This is a genomic window from Arthrobacter sp. 05N425 (genome assembly GCF_056397125.1).
Genome location: NZ_JBFTMU010000004.1, coordinates 178,304 through 195,236 on the forward strand (window position 1 = coordinate 178,304; position 16,933 = coordinate 195,236).

General features: G+C 69.5%; 15 protein-coding genes. 7 read left to right on the forward strand and 8 right to left on the reverse strand.

The annotated features are described in order from the left end of the window. Positions 1–22: 22 nt before the first annotated feature. The gene (locus AC1DGE_RS08470) at positions 23–1,159 is read right to left on the reverse strand and encodes a zinc-dependent metalloprotease (protein ID WP_476917270.1); all 1,137 of its coding nucleotides are present in this window, start codon (positions 1,157–1,159) and stop codon (positions 23–25) included. Between the two features lie 148 nt (positions 1,160–1,307). Then, a complete protein-coding gene (gene dacB, locus AC1DGE_RS08475) occupies positions 1,308–2,822 on the reverse strand; it encodes a D-alanyl-D-alanine carboxypeptidase/D-alanyl-D-alanine endopeptidase (protein WP_476917271.1) in 1,515 nt (504 codons plus the stop codon). A 153-nt stretch (positions 2,823–2,975) separates the two neighbouring features. Between dacB and AC1DGE_RS08480 the strand changes: the two genes are divergently transcribed. The 3 genes from AC1DGE_RS08480 to AC1DGE_RS08490 all read left to right on the forward strand — a co-directional run bounded on the left by AC1DGE_RS08480 (position 2,976) and on the right by AC1DGE_RS08490 (position 5,743). Continuing rightward, positions 2,976–3,464, forward strand: coding sequence for an inorganic diphosphatase (locus AC1DGE_RS08480; RefSeq protein WP_441418149.1), 489 nt, complete (start codon positions 2,976–2,978; stop codon positions 3,462–3,464). A 138-nt stretch (positions 3,465–3,602) separates the two neighbouring features. Next, a complete protein-coding gene (locus tag AC1DGE_RS08485) occupies positions 3,603–4,925 on the forward strand; it encodes a carboxylesterase family protein (RefSeq protein ID WP_476908869.1) in 1,323 nt (440 codons plus the stop codon). A gap of 56 nt (positions 4,926–4,981) precedes the next feature. Further along, positions 4,982–5,743: a DUF429 domain-containing protein gene (locus AC1DGE_RS08490; protein ID WP_476908868.1), complete on the forward strand. Its 762-nt coding sequence runs from the start codon at positions 4,982–4,984 to the stop codon at positions 5,741–5,743. Between the two features lie 20 nt (positions 5,744–5,763). On the opposite strand, the gene AC1DGE_RS08495 is transcribed toward AC1DGE_RS08490, so the two are convergent. Then, entirely contained in the window at positions 5,764–8,169 is a 2,406-nt protein-coding gene (locus AC1DGE_RS08495) for a phosphoketolase family protein (RefSeq protein ID WP_476893016.1), read from the reverse strand. Positions 8,170–8,367: 198 nt separating this feature from the next. Between AC1DGE_RS08495 and AC1DGE_RS08500 the strand changes: the two genes are divergently transcribed. Next, the gene (locus tag AC1DGE_RS08500) at positions 8,368–8,967 is read left to right on the forward strand and encodes a hypothetical protein (protein ID WP_441418153.1); all 600 of its coding nucleotides are present in this window, start codon (positions 8,368–8,370) and stop codon (positions 8,965–8,967) included. A 36-nt stretch (positions 8,968–9,003) separates the two neighbouring features. Here AC1DGE_RS08500 and AC1DGE_RS08505 read toward each other — a convergent pair whose 3' ends face one another. Continuing rightward, positions 9,004–9,852 (reverse strand): HAD family hydrolase, encoded by an 849-nt coding sequence (locus AC1DGE_RS08505; RefSeq protein WP_441418154.1) that lies wholly within the window; start codon positions 9,850–9,852, stop codon positions 9,004–9,006. 93 nt (positions 9,853–9,945) lie between these two features. Then, positions 9,946–11,226 carry a serine--tRNA ligase gene (gene serS / locus AC1DGE_RS08510; RefSeq protein WP_476917272.1) on the reverse strand — a complete coding sequence of 427 codons (1,281 nt, stop codon included), beginning with the start codon at positions 11,224–11,226 and terminating at the stop codon, positions 9,946–9,948. A 78-nt stretch (positions 11,227–11,304) separates the two neighbouring features. On the opposite strand from serS, the gene AC1DGE_RS08515 reads away from it, so the two are divergent. Beyond that, positions 11,305–12,432 carry a diacylglycerol/lipid kinase family protein gene (locus AC1DGE_RS08515; RefSeq protein WP_476893018.1) on the forward strand — a complete coding sequence of 376 codons (1,128 nt, stop codon included), beginning with the start codon at positions 11,305–11,307 and terminating at the stop codon, positions 12,430–12,432. Between the two features lie 26 nt (positions 12,433–12,458). Here the strand turns inward: AC1DGE_RS08515 and AC1DGE_RS08520 are convergent, their stop codons facing one another. The 3 genes from AC1DGE_RS08520 to AC1DGE_RS08530 form a co-directional block, all read right to left on the reverse strand. Beyond that, positions 12,459–12,677, reverse strand: a complete 219-nt coding sequence (locus AC1DGE_RS08520) for a hypothetical protein (protein ID WP_175323934.1) — start codon at positions 12,675–12,677, stop codon at positions 12,459–12,461. 92 nt (positions 12,678–12,769) lie between these two features. Then, positions 12,770–13,750, reverse strand: coding sequence for a prephenate dehydratase (gene pheA, locus AC1DGE_RS08525; protein WP_441418157.1), 981 nt, complete (start codon positions 13,748–13,750; stop codon positions 12,770–12,772). 14 nt (positions 13,751–13,764) lie between these two features. Beyond that, positions 13,765–14,091, reverse strand: coding sequence for a rhodanese-like domain-containing protein (locus AC1DGE_RS08530; RefSeq protein ID WP_175323936.1), 327 nt, complete (start codon positions 14,089–14,091; stop codon positions 13,765–13,767). 109 nt (positions 14,092–14,200) lie between these two features. Between AC1DGE_RS08530 and AC1DGE_RS08535 the strand changes: the two genes are divergently transcribed. Both AC1DGE_RS08535 and AC1DGE_RS08540 read left to right on the forward strand, forming a co-directional pair. Then, entirely contained in the window at positions 14,201–15,670 is a 1,470-nt protein-coding gene (locus tag AC1DGE_RS08535; RefSeq protein WP_441418158.1) for an amidase, read from the forward strand. Between the two features lie 81 nt (positions 15,671–15,751). Then, positions 15,752–16,864: an alcohol dehydrogenase catalytic domain-containing protein gene (locus tag AC1DGE_RS08540; RefSeq protein WP_441418159.1), complete on the forward strand. Its 1,113-nt coding sequence runs from the start codon at positions 15,752–15,754 to the stop codon at positions 16,862–16,864. The last annotated feature ends 69 nt before the right edge of the window (positions 16,865–16,933 follow it).

A 16,933-nucleotide genomic window follows, 5' to 3' on the forward strand; every position in this document is an offset into this window, starting at 1 on the left:
TGGGTTGGGGCCKGCACCTGGACTAGAGCCCCATCCGCTCGAGCCACAGCTTGGAGTCGTGGATTTCGGGCTCGGTGGGAAGGTGGTCGGCTGACTCCCAGACCTTGTTGAAGCCCTGCATTCCGGCGGCGTCCACCACTTCACGGACGAACTTCGAACCGTCGCTGTACTGCCGCATCTTCGCGTCCAGCCCGAGCAGGCTGCGGATGAACTTCTCGATGGCGCCGCGGTCCGTGCCGCGGGCGTTGAAGCGCTGCCGGATGGTCTTGACCGAGGGGACGATGCTGGCGTCCACCGCATCCATGACCACGTTGGCGTGGCCTTCCAGCAGGCTCATGACGGCGGTCAGGTGCGAGATCGCCGCCCGCTCCGCCGGGTCCTGCAGGAGGTCCAGGATTGCCCCGCGGCCGGGGGCGGCGCCCGAGCCGGCCCGGTCCTTGAGGGCCTTCGCGGCCGCCGCGGCACGTTCCATGATCGAGTCGACGTTGCCCAGCAGGTGTTCACTGAGGTCCTCGATTTGTTCCAGCATGTGGTGGCGCAGCCAGGGTGCGGCCGCGAACTGCACGCGGTGGGTTTGTTCGTGCAGGCACACCCAGAGCCGGAAATCCTCGGGCGCGACGTTGAGCTCGCGCTCCACGGAGATGATGTTGGGCGCCACCAGCAGCAGCCGGCCCGCGGCGGGGGCGGTGGAATTCTCGGCCAGCGCCGAGAACGGGTCGTACTGGCCGAGGACCTTGCTGGAGAGGAACGCCAGGATCGCGCCCAGCTGGCTGCCGGTGATCGCGCCGCCGACGCTCGCGGCGCCCGGGCTGACGGTCCCGCGCCGGCTTTCGAGCATCTTCTCGATGGCGGGCTGCAGCATCACGGCGAAGCTCTGTGTGTTCGCCTTGGCCCACGAGGCGCGGTCCACCACCAGGACGGAGGAGTCCCGCAGGTCGCGGGCGGCCTCGAGGCCGGTGATGTCGTGCACGTGCGGAACGGAGATGTCCGCCATCAGGCGCAGGTTCTCGACGGCGGCGCCGATCTCCGCGGACCCGAGCGAGGGGCCGGCCGGGGTGAGGCGCGCGGCCGTGGACGCGGCGAGCTCCCAGTTGATCAGGGCCTGGGCTGGTGTTTGGCCTGGTGCCTGGGCAGATGTCTCGTGCGAAGAGGACTCCATAGCCCCATCAGATCACAGCGGAGCGGGGAAGCGCCTTAAATTCGTCGGGCGGCGAACGGGCAGCCGGGACCCGCCGGTTAGATGGTTCCCCGCGGGTTAGGCGTTTCGAGTCGTCGAGTGCGCAGCGAACCGTCGAAACGGCGCGGCCTCAGCGGCAGCCGCAGGCGGCCAGGACCGAGGCTGTCCGGTCCAGGGCGGCCTTGTTGCCGGCCGCGCCGGGCGTCAGGCCGTTGCCGATGAAGGAGAAGACCAGCAGCCGGCCGTCGGCGTCCACGACGTAGCCGCTGAGTGCGATCACCGTGTTGAGCGTTCCGGTCTTGGCGCGGACCAGGCCCGCACCCCGGGAAGTGCTGGTATCCATGTACCGGCTGCCGAGTGTTCCGGTCAGCCCGGCCACCGGAAACCCGGCCAGGGCGGAGCGGAGGCGGGTGTCTGTGCCGGTGGTCATGGCACGGATCACGGCGGAGAGTTGCCGCGCCGAGACTTTGTTCTCCAGGGTCAGCCCGGCCAGGTCGGCGGCCCGGAGGGTGCCCGAAGGGATGTTCAGCTCCTCGAGCTGCTGCAGTACGGCGGCGACGGCGCCGTCGTTGCTGGCGGGTTTGCCGCTTGCCACCGCCACCATCCGGCCCATGACCTCGGTGAGGTAGTTGTCCGAGGTGCGCAGCATCAGGTCCACCTGCTGGCTGACGGTGGCGGACTGGACTTCGGCGAGGAGCTTGCCTGACTGTCCACCGGCGTCCGCGGCGGGCTTCCGCCCGGCCGGCAGCCTTGCGACGTCGGGCGCCACGGTGAGTCCCGCGGCGGCGCCGGCGGCCGAGAGCCGGTCCGCGAAGGCCTCGGCGGCCGTCATGGCGGCGTCGCGGGGGCGGGGTCCGGTGGTGACGGCGGGGTCGAAGCGGGCCGAGTTCAGGGCCAGCGGAAACAGCGGCGCCACTTCGCCGGCCGCCACGTCGTCCGGGCTCCAGGCCCGGCTCAGGGACGGTCCGCTGAAGAGGGAATCGTCCAGCAGGACGGTCACTGGACCGGCCACGCCGGCCTTCTGCAGCGCACGGACCGTGGTCTGCGCGAGGGTGGCGAGCCCGGCGTGCCCCAGGACAGCATCCGGTGCGGACTCCCTTGCACCCAGCAGCACGTCTCCGCCGCCGGTCAGGACGACCGTGCCCGGCGTGGGTCCGGCCACCACCCTGGTGCTGAAGCGCCGGTCCGGGCCGAGGGTGCGCAGCGCGGCGGCGGCGGTGAGGAGCTTGATGTTGGAAGCGGGGGCGCGGACCTCGTCGGCGGCCCGGTCGAAGAGCACCTTCCCGGTGAGGGCATCCTGGACCAGGCCGCTGAAGGACCCGGCGCCGTCGGTCTTCAGCGTGGCGGTGAGCTGGGCGGCAACGGTGGCGGCATCCGGCACCGGCGCATCGGCGCTGAGCGGCCGCATGCCTCCGGCGGTTTCCGAGCCGCCGTCGGGAGCGCTGAGGGTGGCGGGCATCTGCTGCCACGGGCCCGCCGCTGCAGGTTCCGGGGGAAGGGCTGGGCCGCGGAATCCGGGACTGACCACCAGGCCCGCGGGGACGGCGAGCGCCATGACCAGGAGGGTCAGGAGCAGCATCGGGACGATCCGCCCGAACCTTCCGGGCGCCGGAGCCGTACCCTCACGGCTCGTTGTGCGTTTCATGCTGGTGCTGGTCCTTTAGTCCCGAAATGTCCCCACTAGTTCCTGAAATCAGGGCCTGTCGCTATATCCTCAATAATAGTCGGCGGCACCGGCACTGCTTTTTCTGCACGCCACGTGTGCCGCGCACCCCCTGAATCCGTCGAGGAGCATTCCATGAAGCATGACGTGACCATCGAGATCCCCAAGGGATCGCGCGTCAAGTACGAAGTCGACCACGAGACCGGCCGCGTCCGCCTGGACCGCGTCCTGTTCACCTCCATGCAGTACCCCACGCACTACGGCTTCTTCGAGAACACCCTGGGCGAGGACGGCGACCCGCTGGACGCACTGGTGCTCCTGCAGGACTTCGATCTGCACCCCGGCGTGATCGTCGAGTCCCGCCCGATCGGCGTATTCAACATGACCGACGACGGCGGCGGGGACGCCAAGGTCCTCTGCGTGCCGGCCGATCCGCGCTTCGACCACATCAACGAGATCAGCGACGTCAGCGAATTCCTGATCAAGGAAATCGAGCACTTCTTCACCCGGTACAAGGACCTGGAGCCCGGCAAGTGGGTCAAGGCCGAGGGCTGGGGCGATCGCGCCGCGGCCGAGGCTGAACTCGAAGCGTCGATCAAGCGCTTCGTCCCGCACACGCACTAACGCCTCCGCAGCACCAACGCGGGGTCACTTACCGCCGATCCGGCCGACGGATWTGGGCGGTAAGTGACCCCGCGTTGCTGTTTAAGCGCAGATGACCGCTGGCAGCCGTGGGTCAGGAAAGTGTGAAATCGTTGGTTCATGCATGAACCAACCTTTAGCCCGCCCTGCGGCCCGGTCTCCGGGTGGCGGGACGGCGACGTGGTGCGTGCCACGGGCATTCCGTACGCCACCGCGGCGCGTTTCCAGCCCCCGGCGGGTGTGCCCGACTGGAGCGAAACCCTCGCGGCCACGAACCTCTCCCCCGCCTGCCCGCAGGCGCCGGTCCCGTTCTTGGACGACATTCTTGGCACCCGCTACGGCGAACTCCCCGGCAGCGAGGACTGCCAGCGGCTCTCGATCACCATGCCGAAGGACCTGCGCGACGGCGAACGCGTGCCGGTCATGGTGTGGCTGCACGGCGGCTCCTACACCTCCGGTTCCGGCGACCTGGCAATCTTCGACCCCAAGGCGCTCGTCGCCGAAAACCGCGTCATCGTGGTCTCCGTGACGTACCGCCTGGGCCTGTTCGGTTACCTGGCCACCGGCACCGGCCGGCCCGCCAACCTCGGCCTGCTGGACCAGCTCGAGGCGTTCCGCTGGGTGCAGCGCAACATCGGCGCCTTCGGCGGCGACCCGGGCAACGTCACGGCTTTCGGTCAATCTGCCGGAGGCGACGCCGTCGCCCACCTGATGGCGACGCCGGAGGCCCCCGCACTGTTCCAACGCGCCATCATCCAGAGCGCGCCGCTGGGCATTACCCGCGGCCGGGACAAGATGAGCCGCGCCATGGGCGTCGCCGCGGAGGCCGTCACCGAAGACACCCCCGCGATGGAAGTCGTGGAGATCGAGGGGCACGTGTCGCAGGTGGCCCGGAAGTACGGGCTGATCGCGGCCATGCCCTTCGGCACCCAGTACGGGCATGCGCCCCTGCCGCCGGAGTCCGGCATTGAGGCCGCCTGGAACGCCACGGCACCCGGGATCGAGGTCCTGATCGGGCACACCTCCGAGGAAGCCCGGATGTTCCTGCCGCGCAACCCGGCGGTCAGCCGCCTGGCCAAGGTCCCCGTGCTCGGGACCGCCGTCGTCAAGGCCATCAACTGGGCAGTGACCGAGGCGGTGTACGGCCGTTCCGCCAGGCGGTTCGCCCGCCGCCACACCCGGGCAGGCGGCACGGCCTACCGCTACGTGCTGTCCTGGGCCGCGCCGGGGAACTTCTACGGGGCGGCACACACCGTGGACCTACCGCTGCTGTTCGGCGACCGGCGGACCTGGGAAGGTGTGGGGCTGGTCGCCGGCGCCAGCTGGGAGGAGATCAACGCCCAGGGCCGGGCCCTGCGTGCCGTGTGGGCCCGCTTTGCCTCGGGAAAGGGTCTGGAGAGCCGTGGCGGGATCCCCGGCGCGTTCTGGTACCGCGCTCTTTGAGCCACAGGAAAGGTTGATGCCATGTCCACCTCGCTGAGCCCCCGGGCGGGCAGCGGATGTTGACCCTCGGCGTCGACCTCGCGGCGGCCACGAAGAAGACGGCGGCCGCCGTCGTCGAATGGAACAATGGCACCGCCCGCCTGGCGCACCTGGCGCTCGACGTCGACGACGACGAAATCGTCCGGCTCTTTGGCGCTGCGGATCTGGCCGGGATCGACTGCCCCGTGGGCTGGCCGGACGCCTTCCTGCCCTTCATTGCCGGGCACCTGGCCGGGGATCCGCACCCCGTGCTTGACCACGACGGAATCGAAGGCCGCCGGCTGCTGGCCTACCGGGACACCGACCGCTTCGTCACCGCCCGGACCGGGTTGATCCCGCTCAGCGTCTCAGCCGACCGGCTGGCGCACCCGGCGATGCGCTGCGCCGTCATCCAGGCCAAGATCGCCGTGGAGCACGGTCCCCAGGCGCGGGACGGCAGCGGCCGGCTGGCCGAGGTCTACCCGGCAGCGTCACTGAAGTCCTGGGGCCTGCTGGCCCGCGGCTACAAGGGGCGCGGCGGCGCGGAAACGCAGCGGCTGGGCGATCTCCTCCGCGGGCTCAGGCAGGCCGCCCCGTGGCTGGATCTTGCCGGGCACGGGGAGCAGCTGGCCGGTTCGGACGACATGTTCGACGCCGTCATCGCGTCCCTTACCGCGCGGGCCGTGGCCCTCGGCGCGACCATCCGTCCCGACGCCGCGCACGCCCGGGCCGCACGGACCGAGGGCTGGATCCATCTGCCCACCGGCGGGCTGTCCGCACTCACCGGCGGGCCGGCCTAGACCCGCCACCGCGGGGCAGGCTATTCGCCGCCGAGGGTCCAGCCGCTGATCTCCTTCGCGTCCTCGCCGTGCTCCCTGGTGTGGTTGTGGGCCCGGATGCGCCGGTCCTGCAGCGACTGGCGCAGCAGCGAGTGCCGTTCGGCCAGCCCCGGCACCCGGTCAATTGCGTCGATGGCCAGCTGGTAGCGGTCGATCCCGTTGAGCATCGCCATGTCGAACGGCGTCGTCGTGGTGCCTTCCTCCTTGTAACCGCGCACGTGCAGGCCCTCCTGGTTGGTGCGGCGGTAGGCCAGCCGGTGGATCAGCGAGGGGTAGCCGTGGTACGCGAAAATGATCGGCTTGTCCGCGGTGAAGATGCCGTCAAAGTCCCGGGAGGAGAGGCCGTGCGGGTGTTCGGCGGCATCCTGGAGCCGCATCAGGTCCACCACGTTCACCACCCGGATCTTCAGCCCGGGTGCCCCTTCCTTGAGCAGTTCGGCCGCCGCGACGGTCTCCACCGTGGGGACGTCCCCCGCGCAGGCCAGGACGACGTCGGGCTCCTCGCCCGGGACCTCGGAACCGGCGAATTCCCAGATTCCCAGGCCGCGCTGGCAGTGGTGCGCGGCGTCGGCCGGTCCCAGCCAGGTGGGCGAGGGCTGTTTGCCGCTGACCACGATGTTGACGTAGTCCCGCGAACCGAGGCAGTGCTCCATCACCGAGAGCAGCGTGTTCGCGTCCGGCGGCAGGTAGACCCGGATGACCTCGGACTTCTTGTTCACCGCGTGGTCGATGAAGCCCGGATCCTGGTGCGAGAAGCCGTTGTGGTCCTGCTGCCAGACGTGCGAGGAGAGCACGTAGTTCAGCGAGGCGACGGGCTGGCGCCACGGCAGCTCGCGGTGCACCTTGAGCCACTTGGCGTGCTGGTTGAACATCGAATCGACAATGTGGATGAACGCCTCGTAGCAGCTGAACACCCCGTGCCGGCCGGTGAGCAGGTAGCCTTCCAGCCAGCCCTGGCACAGGTGTTCGCTGAGGACCTCCATCACCCGGCCGGCGCGGGCCAGGTGCTCGTCGACGGCCTCGATCCGGTACTGCCAGACCTTGTCCGTGACCTCGTAGACGTCCTGCAGCCGGTTGGACGCGGTCTCGTCCGGGCCGAAGAGCCGGAAGGTATCCGGGTTGAGCGCTATCACGTCCCGCATCCAGGAGCCGAGGGTGATCATGGCGCTGACCCGCTCCCGGCCCGGCTGGGCGACCTCCACCGCGTGGTCGGCGTAGCCGGGCAGCTTCAGGTCGCGCAGTAGGACGCCGCCGTTGGCATGCGGGGTGGCGCTCATCCGCAGCTCGCCGCCCGGGGCGTTCGCGGCCACCTCCGGCCGGAGCCGCCCGGCGCCGTCGAACAGTTCCTCCGGGCGGTAGGACTCCAGCCACTGCCCGAGCTGGGCCAGGTGCTCGGGATTGGTGCGGACTTCGGCGAGTGGCACCTGGTGGCTGCGCCAGGTGCCTTCCACCTGCAGCCCATCAACCGTCTTCGGCCCGGTCCAGCCCTTGGGCGAGCGCAGCACGATCATCGGCCACGCGGCGGCGGGAGCGTCGTCACCGTTCCAGCCGCCGGCGCGCCGTTCGGCCTGGATGGCCCGTATTTCCGCCAGGCACTCGTCCAGCACCGCGGCAAAATCGCGGTGCGCCGCGGCGGTGTCCTCCGGGTCAGTGACGGTTACGAAGTGCGGCTTGTGGCCGTACCCGCGCAGCAGCTGCTCCAGCTGGGCCTCCGGCATCCGCGCGAGAATCGTCGGGTTGGCGATCTTGTAGCCGTTCAGGTGCAGGATCGGCAGCACGGCCCCGTCCGCCGCCGGGTCCAGGAAGTTGTGGGAGTGCCAGCTCGCGGCCAGCGGCCCGGTCTCCGCCTCGCCGTCGCCGATCACGACGGCGGTGATCAGCCGGGGGTTGTCGAACACCGTGCCGTAGGCGTGGGCCAGCGAGTACCCGAGTTCACCGCCCTCGTTGATGGAGCCCGGTGTTTCCGGGGCGGCGTGGCTGGGGATGCCGCCGGGGTAGGAGAACTGCCGGAACAGCTCGGCCAGCCCGTCCTCGTCCGGGCCCACGTTGCTGTAGATCTCCGAGTAGGTGCCCTCCAGCCAGCCGTTCGCCACCACGGCCGGTCCGCCGTGGCCCGGCCCGGCGACGAACAGCATCTCCTGCGAATCCCGGCGGATGACCCGGTTCAGGTGCGCATAGATGAAGTTCAATCCTGGAGTGGTGCCCCAGTGGCCGAGCAGGCGGGACTTGGTATCCCCGGCGCTCAGCGGCTCACGAAGCAACGGATTGGAGCGCAAATAGATCTGGCCTACCGAGAGGTAGTTGGCGGCCCGCCACCACCGGTCCACGAGGTCAAGTTCGTCCCTGCCCGCCGTCTCCGCGGTCCGCTGCCCTGTCCCCTGTTCCAACCCATTACCCACTGATGCACTCCGCCCCGGTCCGTGCCGCCGTCGGCAGCGTCTCCCCCCATCGCAACATCTCCCAGGTCCAGAGACAAGCCCGCCGGGTGTCCCGGCGGGGGCCGCGGCGGGGTTGTTACGTGGCCGGCATCAGGCGCACCCTGCGGGCTTGCCTCCCGTTTGCCACGCGGTAGTGTGGCATCCAGTATGTTCACGCTGACCATCAACCAAACCGACAGCCGGCGCGACGGCGACCGTGTGCCGCAGCTCCTCAAGGACCTGCGGCACATTCCGGCGCGCCTGGATTTCGACCGTTCCGTGGAGGACGAGGTCCAGGGCATCCTGGACTGCCCGCGTCAGGCCGTCGAGGCGGCGCTGATCGCCCTGCGGACGGGGGCCTGGTACGTCGGAATCGGCGTCGGCCCGGTCAACGAACCGCTGCCGAACCAGATCAAGGACGCGTCCGGCCACGGGCTCGTCTACGCCCGCCGCGCCGTGGACCGGCTGAGAAACGGCAAGGAACGCATCCCGGTGGCGGTGGAAGGCCCGTTCGCTGATCTGGCCGCGGAAGCCGAGGCCGTGCTGCGGCTGCTGGGCCACATTGTGCACGACCGGAGCGCCGCCGAGTGGCGGGTGCTGGACCTGCTGACCCCCGGCGTGCGCGGGCAGCAGAAGGCGGTGGCCGAGGAACTCGGCATCACCACGCAGGCCGTCAGCAAGGCCGTGGCCCGGGCGCAGTGGAACGAGGAACACGCGGCCCGGCCCGCCGCCGCCCGGCTGCTGGGCCTGATCCTCGACGTCCGCTAGGGCCGGCGCGCCCGCACCGGCGTCCGCGCCGGTGTCTTAGAGGAGGATGCTGCGCAGCACGTGGGCGGCGCCGTCGTCGTAGACCGAGTGGGTGACCTCGTCGGCGGCGGCGATCACCTCCGCGGGCGCCTGGCCCATCGCCACGCCGCGGCGTGCCCAGGTGAGCATCTCGATGTCGTTGCGGCCGTCGCCGACGGCGACCGTACGGTGCGCCTCGATGCTCAGCCGTCCGCGCAGGTGTTCCAGGGCGCTGGCCTTGGTGACGCCGGCGGCGGCAATGTCCAGCCACGCCGTCCAGCCGACGGAGTAGGTGACGCCGGCGAGGCCCACGTGGCGGATGGCCGCGTTGAATTCCTCTGGCGTGTTCTCCGAACTGAACACCACGACGCGCACGGCGGTGGCCTCCAGCATGGTCTGGAAGTCGACACCGATTGCCTCGACGCCGAAGCTGGCGTCCTGGAAGCGTTCGGTGGAGAGGAAGTTGCCGTTCTCGTCCTCGAGCGCATACTTGGCCGAGGGCAGCCGCTTGCGCAGCGCCCGGAGCGCCGGCCCGGGGTCGAAGGTGGCTTTGTGCAGCACCTCGTAGCCGTCGGCCAGTCCGGAATCCACGCGCAGCGTGACGCCGCCATTGGAGCAGACCGCGTAGCCGCTTTCAATGCCGATGTGCTCGATGATGGGCAGCGTGGCGTTGAGCGAGCGGCCCGTCGCGATCATCACCTCGTGCCCGGCGGCCACCACGGCCTGGGCGGCTTCCCGGACGGGGACGGACATGTGCCCGTCATGGTCGACGAGGGTTCCGTCGACGTCGAGGGCGATCATCATTTTTTCGTTTGCATCTCGCTGGTCATCGTTGCCAGCGACTGAGGCTTCAGTCAATGTAGTCATCCAATAAGTAGAGCAGACACCGCCGACAGCTGCTAGGACGCGCGCCACAGCGGCACGTGAAGCGTCGGTGAACAGCTGCCGGCGGCGGGTGGGCTAGAGGACGGGGAAGACCGTCATGCCCCCGAGGTACTTTTGCAGCGCCGCCGGGACGTTGACCGAGCCGTCCGGGTTCTGGTGGTGTTCCAGGATGGCGACGATCCAGCGGGTCGTGGCGAGGGTCCCATTGAGGGTGGCAACCGCGCGGGTGCCCTTGGGGGCGCCCTCCTCGTTCAGCACGCGTTCACGGATGTTGAGCCGGCGCGCCTGGAAGGTGGTGCAGTTGGAGGTGGAGGTCAGCTCGCGGTAGGCGCCCTGGGTGGGGACCCAGGCTTCGCAGTCGAACTTGCGGGCCGCGGAGGTGCCAAGGTCGCCGGCGGCGGTGTCGATCACGCGGTAGGGCAGCTCGCACTTGGCCAGCATTTCCTCTTCCCAGGCCAGCAGGCGGGCATGCTCGGCAGCGGCCTCTTCAACCGTGGTGTAGATGAACATCTCCACCTTGTTGAACTGGTGGACCCGGATGATGCCGCGGGTGTCCTTCCCGTGCGAACCGGCCTCGCGGCGGTAGCAGGAGCTCTGCCCGGCGTAGCGGATCGGACCGCCGGAGAGGTCCAGGATCTCGTCGGCGTGGTAGCCGGCCAGGGCCACCTCCGAGGTCCCCACAAGATAGAGGTCGTCCTCCGCGAGGCGGTAGATCTCGGCGTCGTGCTTGACGTCGAAGCCGGTGCCCTGCATGGTTTCGGGCCGCACCAGCGTCGGGGTGATCATGGGCACGAAGCCGGCGTCGATGGCCTGCTCCATGGCCATCTGAAGCAGTGCCATTTCCAGCCGGGCGCCCACGCCGCGCAGGAAGTAGAAGCGTGAACCGGAGACCTTGGCCCCGCGCTCCATGTCGATCGCGCCGATCAGTTYGCCGATTTCGAGGTGGTCTTTCGGCTCAAAGTCGGGGAATTCGCGGGGCGTCCCCACCGTCTTCACCACAACGTAGTCGTCCTCGCCGCCCGCCGGAACCCCGTCCTCGACCAGGTTGGGAATGCCGCGCAGCAGCTCCTCCTGGGCGGACTGGGCGACGTCGGCCTCGGCCGAGGCTTCCTTGACCGAGGCCGCAAGGACCTTCACCTCGGCGAGCAGGGCCTGCTTTTCCTCGCCCTTTGCCTGCGCCACCTTCTTGCCGAAGGCGTTTTGCTCGGCGCGCAGGTTTTCAAAACGGATCAGCGCCGCGCGCCGGGCCGAATCCGCGGCGATGATCGCGTCCACCACGGATTCATCGGCGCCACGGGCGCGCTGGCTGGCACGGAACTTGTCCGGATTTTCGCTGAGGTCTTTTACGTCGATCACCAGATAAGAGTATCGAATCCGGGGGCCGCCCTTCGGCAGTCCTGCCGCGGCGGACACGCGGGATAGTGTTGGAGCAACATGCGCGACTGGCTGCTCTACCTCGTCATCGCTGGAGCCCTGGTATTTGCCGTCTCCAGCTGGTGGGGTGTGCGCCGGTTGAAGGCCAAGCACACGCGCAGTGCCGTCTGGGAAGAAACGCACAACCCGGGCCTGGTCAGGCAAAAGGTCGCCGTCGTGATCAATCCGATCAAGTCCAGGTCCGCGGAGGCCCGGGTCCTGGTCGAGAGCGCCTGCCTGGCGGCCGGCTGGGAGGCCCCGCGCTTCTTCGAGACCACCGCCGAGGACCCCGGCTTCTCGCAGGCCCGTGCCGCCGTCGAGTACGGGGCCGACGTCGTCCTGGTGGGCGGCGGCGACGGCACCGTCCGCGTGGTGGCGGACGTCCTGGCGCACACGGATATCGCCATGGGCCTCTTGCCGCTGGGCACCGGGAACCTGCTGGCCCGCAACGTCCACCTGGACATCGGGGACCTGCACGGCTGCGTGGAGATTGCGCTGTTCGGACACCAGCGCTTCATCGACACCGCCCGCATGAGGGTGGAGAACGCCCGGACCGGGCAGTCCGCGGACCATGCCTTTTTGGTGATCGCCGGGATGGGCATGGACGCCGAGGTGGTGGGGGACACCAACGACGGGCTCAAGAAGGCGGTGGGCTGGCTCGCCTACACCGAGGCCGGTGTGCGGCACCTTCCCGGGCGCCGCAAGAGGGTCTCCATCGCCCTTGACGACCAGCCGGAGCAGTCCCGGAAGATCCGCAGCGTGCTGTTCGCGAACTGCGGGCTGATCCCCGGCGGAATCGATTTCATCCCTCAGGCCATGATCGACGACGGCATGCTGGACGTGGTGGTGATGAGCCCGCGCAGCGCGATCGGCTGGCTGGCGATGTACTGGAAGATTGTGCTGAAGCACAAAAGAAACTTGCCGGTGATGACGTATTACCGCTCCGGCAAGATAGTGATCAAGTGCGCCGAACCGATGCCCACACAGGTCGACGGCGATCCGTCCGGCGAGGCCACCACCGTCACAGTCCGGGTGGCCCCCCGCTCGCTGCTGGTCCGGGTTAGGGAGGACCCCGCCCGCGAGGAACTGCCCCATGGCGGCGGGGCGGCCGGCAAGTCCGGGAGCAGCCAGGCCCGGCACCTGCCATGACCCGGCCGGCTTAGCGGGCTTCCTTCTTAGCTGGCTTCCTTTTTAGCGTCGGCTTCCTTCTTCGCGTCCGCGGCTGCCTTGGCGGCGCGTGCCTCCGACTGCTCGCGGATCATCGCCTGCTCCTCCTCGAAGCGCAGCCGGTCCGCACGGTCGGCGTCGTCGCCGTCCCAGTCCTGGTTTTCGGCCGTCGGTTTGGGATTGACAATCATTCCCTGGCCGTCATTTTCTGTGCTGGTGCCAGCCATGACCCGCTCCTTCCGGTAGAGGACTACCCCAATAGATCAGGCAAGCATACGCACAGTTTCCAAGGGGTGGAAGTGCCGCATGTGGCATTTGCCTACGCTGTGGGCGAAGCCTGGGGCTTATATTCCTGAACCACAGATGCCCCCGTGAGTATGTCTTCGACCCATGCATGGGCGGCACGGAATGCCTGGTCGGAGGTGTGCGGCGCCACCTCGGCGCGCTGGCCGTCAGCCCGGCCGTAGGAGCCAAGGAAGCGTGTCGCCGGACTGATCCGGTGCAGTCCGGCCAGCGCGTCGGCCACCCGGGCGTCGCCCACATGGCCGTCCGCGTCGATGCTGAAGAAGTAGTGGCCGAGGTACTGGCCGGTGGGACGGGATTCGATCCGGCTCAGGTTCACGCCCCGGGTGGCGAACTGATCCAGGATTTCCATCAGCGCGCCTGGCCGGTCTTCCGGCAGCGGGACCACCACCGTGGTCTTGTCCGCGCCGGTCCGTTCCGGCAGCACTCCGGGGCGCCCCACCAGCACGAACCTGGTCACCGCGCCGGGGTTGTCGCCGATGTTTTCCGCGAGCACCGCCAGGCCGGGCTGCTCGGCCGCGACGATGGGCGCACAGATGGCGGCGTCGTAGTGCGGGACATCCTCCAGCAGGCCCATTGCGGCCGCGGCGGTGGAGGATCCCGGGATGTATTCCGCATTCGGCATATTGGCGTCGACCCAGAGCCGGCACTGCGCCCAGGCGTGACCGTGGGTGGACACCCTGCGAATGTCCTCGATCCGCAGGCCGGGCCGGGCCACCAGCACGAAGCTGATCGGCACCAGGGCCTCGCGGAGGATCCGCAGTTCCTGGCCGGTGGCGATCGCGTCGAGGGTTGCCGTGACGCCGCCCTCCACGGAGTTCTCGATCGGCACCATCGCCGCGTCGGCCGAACCGTCGCGGACCTTGTCCAACGCGGTGTTGACGTTCGAGGAGGGGATGCGGATGGCCTCCGCGGCGCCTGGCACCTGCATCAACGCCGCCTCGGTGAACGTGCCTTCGGGGCCGAGGAAGGTATAGGTGACAGTTGACGCGGACATGGTTCTTCTTTCGTTTACAGGATGACGGGCTTGAGCCCGTTGTCGGACACGAGCGGCAGGCCGTTCTCGAGCCACTGGTCCATGCCGCCGGCCACGTTCAACGCTGAGTAGCCATGGCCGACGAGCCACTGCGCAGCGCGGAAGGAACGTCCGCCGGTGCGGCAGATAACATACAGGTCCTCGTCCGGATCCAGTTCGTCGAGCCGGGCCGGGAGCTGGTCGAGGGGAATGTGGACGGCGTGCTCGGCGTGGCCGGCCGACCATTCGTAGTCCTCGCGTACGTCCAGGATCCGCGCCGCTTCGGGAATGTCGGAAACGGTCACGGTGTCGATGTCGCTCATGGTCGTCCTCTCCGCTGAAATCAAGGTCTCCCTCCAGCGTATCGCCAGCGATCGGGGCCGGGGCCAAACAGGTGGCAGGTTACGCTTCTGGAGAGCGCAAAGGAGACCATTGGCTGAGATCCACGAGTTGTCCGCCGTCGCGCTCCGCGACGCCCTGCGCTCCGGCGAGCTCTCCGCGCGCCAGGCCGCGGCGCACTTCCTGGACCGCATCGCGGCCGACAACCCGCACCTTGGCGCATTCATCACCGTCACCGCAGAGCAGGCCCTCCAGGACGCCGACGCGGCGGACCGCCGGCATGTACGCGCGGCGGACGACGAACGCAGGGCGGCCCTGCCGCTGCTGCACGGCATGCCGACCGCGTTCAAGGACCTGACCGACGTCGCCGGCGTGGTCACCACGCACGGCAGCGCCGCCCTGGAGCACAAGCCCGCCGCCGACGACGGCGCCCTGGCCGCCACACTGAAGGGCGCCGGCGTCATCTCGCTGGGCAAGACGCAGGTCCCGGAATTCGGGCTGACAGCCTACAGCGAGAACCGGATCGCCCCGCCCTCACGCAACCCGTACGCGCTGAGCCGCAGCTCCGGCGGTTCCTCCGGCGGCAGCGCGGCCGCCGTGGCCGCCGGCCTGCTTCCCTTCGCCCCGGGATCCGACGGCGGCGGGTCCATCCGCATCCCCGCCGCCGCCTGCGGCCTGGTGGGACTGAAACCGGGCCGCGGGCTGGTCCCGGCCGGGGAAAGCACCGGCGACCCCGCCGGGCTGGTGGTCGCCGGTCCGCTGGCCCGTTCCGCGGCGGACGCCGCCCTGATGCTCGACGCGCTGGTCCCGCCGCCACCAACCCGCCAATCACCCGGAGAACGGGCCGGAGAACCAGCCGGCCGCCGGCGCAGCTACCTGCAACTGGCCGGCCAGGAGCCACCCCCGCTGCGGATCGGCGTCAGCCTGGACAGTCCATGGCAGGCCGTCTTCCCTTACACCCCGGACCGCGAAGCCCTCGATGCACTCCAGACCGGCATCAGGCTGCTGGAGGCGGCCGGGCACGAGACCGGCGAGGCCGCCATCCGCTATGACAACCGCTACCCCGGCGCGTTTACGACGGCGTGGACCGCCGGCGTCGGGAGCGCCCGCATCGCGCCGCAGCGCGAGGCCCTCCTGACCCCGCTGACCCGCACCTTCCGGCGGCGCGCCCAGCAGCGCAGCGCGGCGAAGCTGAACGAGGCCCTCGGGTTCCTGCGCCAGTTCCAGCGGGACACTGTTGCCCAGTTCTCGGCCTGGGACCTGGTGCTGAGCCCGACATTGGCTCAAACGCCCCGGCCGGTGGGCTGGTTCACCGGCGCCGCGCACGGCGACGGCTACTGGCCCGCCGAGTGGCCCGCCGACGCGGACGACGACTACCGCAAGCAGTGCGAGTTTGCCCCGTGGTCCTCGCTGGTCAACGTCTGCGGGCTTCCCGCAATCAGCATTCCGGTGCACTGGACCGGCGGGCCGCCCGGCGCCGGCCTGCCGATGGGAATCCAACTGGTCGGCCCGATGGGATCCGAGGCGCTGCTGCTGCAGGTGGCCGGGCAACTCGGCCTTTAAGCTGCCCCCGCGGGGATTACCCCGGCCGCGGCCGCGTGGGGTTTACTGGTGCCAACGCGGTTAACGACACGAGAGGGATCGATGAAGATCACCGGTGCAGTACTGGAGGAAATCGGCCGCCCCCGGCCCTTCGCGGAGTCCAAACCGATCAGTATCGCGGAGCTGGAGCTCTCCGCCCCCGGACCGACGGAAATCCTCGTCCGGCTCGAGGCGGCCGGCATCTGCCACTCGGACCTCAGCGTCGTCGACGGCAACCGGGTGCGCCCGGTGCCGATGCTGCTCGGCCACGAAGCGGCCGGCCGCGTCGTCGAGGTCGGCGCCGACGTCACCGACCTGCAGCCCGGCCAGCGGGTGGTCATGTCCTTCCTGCCGCGCTGCGAGCAGTGCGCCAACTGCGCAGCGGACGGCCGGCTGCCCTGCACCGCCGGTTCCAAGAGCAACAACGAGGGCACCCTGCTGCACGGGTCCATGCATTTGAGCCGCTCCGGAGAACCGATCTTCCACCACCTCGGCGTTTCCGGTTTCGCCAGCCACGCCGTCGTGGACCGGGCCTCCGCGGTGCCGGTCGGCGACGACATCCCGGCGGACATCGCCGCCGTCCTGGGCTGCGCGGTGCTAACCGGAGGCGGCGCAGTGCTGAACGCCGCCAAACCCCGGCCCGAGGACAGCATCATGATCGTGGGACTTGGCGGCGTCGGCATGGCCGCGCTGATCACTGCGGTCTCCCAGGGCCTCTCCCGGATCGTCGCCGTCGACACCCTGGACGAGAAACTGGAGCACGCCCGCCGCCTCGGCGCGCACGAAACGTACACCCCGCAGCAACTGGCCGAACAAGGCATCAAAGCCAAATTCGTCGTCGAATGCGCCGGCAGCGCGCGGGCGTTCGAGACCGCTTTCGCGGCCACCGACGTCGGCGGCACCACGATCACGGCCGGGCTGCCCTCTCCCGACGCCCGCGCGCAACTCTCCCCGCTGACCATCACTGCGGAGGCCCGCACAATCATTGGCAGCTACCTCGGCTCGGCCGTGCCGGCCCGGGACATTCCCAAGTACGCGCAGCTGTGGCGGGACGGGAAGCTGCCGGTCGAGGAGCTCATTTCCTCCCGGATCGCGCTGGCGGACATCAACCAGGCCATGGACCAGCTCGCCGACGGCAAGGCCGTCCGCCAGGTCATCATGTTCGACGCCGGCTAGCCTGGCCGCGGGGTCCCCTTCGGCCGACGCTCCCGGCAAAGCGGGTCCGCGAAACACCCTCGAATTGAC

Coding starts and splice junctions, on each gene's coding strand:
- AC1DGE_RS08480 (WP_441418149.1), top strand. CDS start 2,976: ATGAAGCATGACGTGACCATCGAGATCCCCAAGGGATCGCGCGTCAAG.
- AC1DGE_RS08530 (WP_175323936.1), bottom strand. CDS start 14,091: ATGAGCGACATCGACACCGTGACCGTTTCCGACATTCCCGAAGCGGCG.
- AC1DGE_RS08500 (WP_441418153.1), top strand. CDS start 8,368: ATGTTCACGCTGACCATCAACCAAACCGACAGCCGGCGCGACGGCGAC.
- AC1DGE_RS08520 (WP_175323934.1), bottom strand. CDS start 12,677: ATGGCTGGCACCAGCACAGAAAATGACGGCCAGGGAATGATTGTCAAT.
- pheA (WP_441418157.1), bottom strand. CDS start 13,750: ATGTCCGCGTCAACTGTCACCTATACCTTCCTCGGCCCCGAAGGCACG.
- AC1DGE_RS08505 (WP_441418154.1), bottom strand. CDS start 9,852: ATGACTACATTGACTGAAGCCTCAGTCGCTGGCAACGATGACCAGCGA.
- dacB (WP_476917271.1), bottom strand. CDS start 2,822: ATGAAACGCACAACGAGCCGTGAGGGTACGGCTCCGGCGCCCGGAAGG.
- AC1DGE_RS08485 (WP_476908869.1), top strand. CDS start 3,603: ATGCATGAACCAACCTTTAGCCCGCCCTGCGGCCCGGTCTCCGGGTGG.
- AC1DGE_RS08470 (WP_476917270.1), bottom strand. CDS start 1,159: ATGGAGTCCTCTTCGCACGAGACATCTGCCCAGGCACCAGGCCAAACA.
- AC1DGE_RS08540 (WP_441418159.1), top strand. CDS start 15,752: ATGAAGATCACCGGTGCAGTACTGGAGGAAATCGGCCGCCCCCGGCCC.
- AC1DGE_RS08490 (WP_476908868.1), top strand. CDS start 4,982: ATGTTGACCCTCGGCGTCGACCTCGCGGCGGCCACGAAGAAGACGGCG.
- AC1DGE_RS08515 (WP_476893018.1), top strand. CDS start 11,305: ATGCGCGACTGGCTGCTCTACCTCGTCATCGCTGGAGCCCTGGTATTT.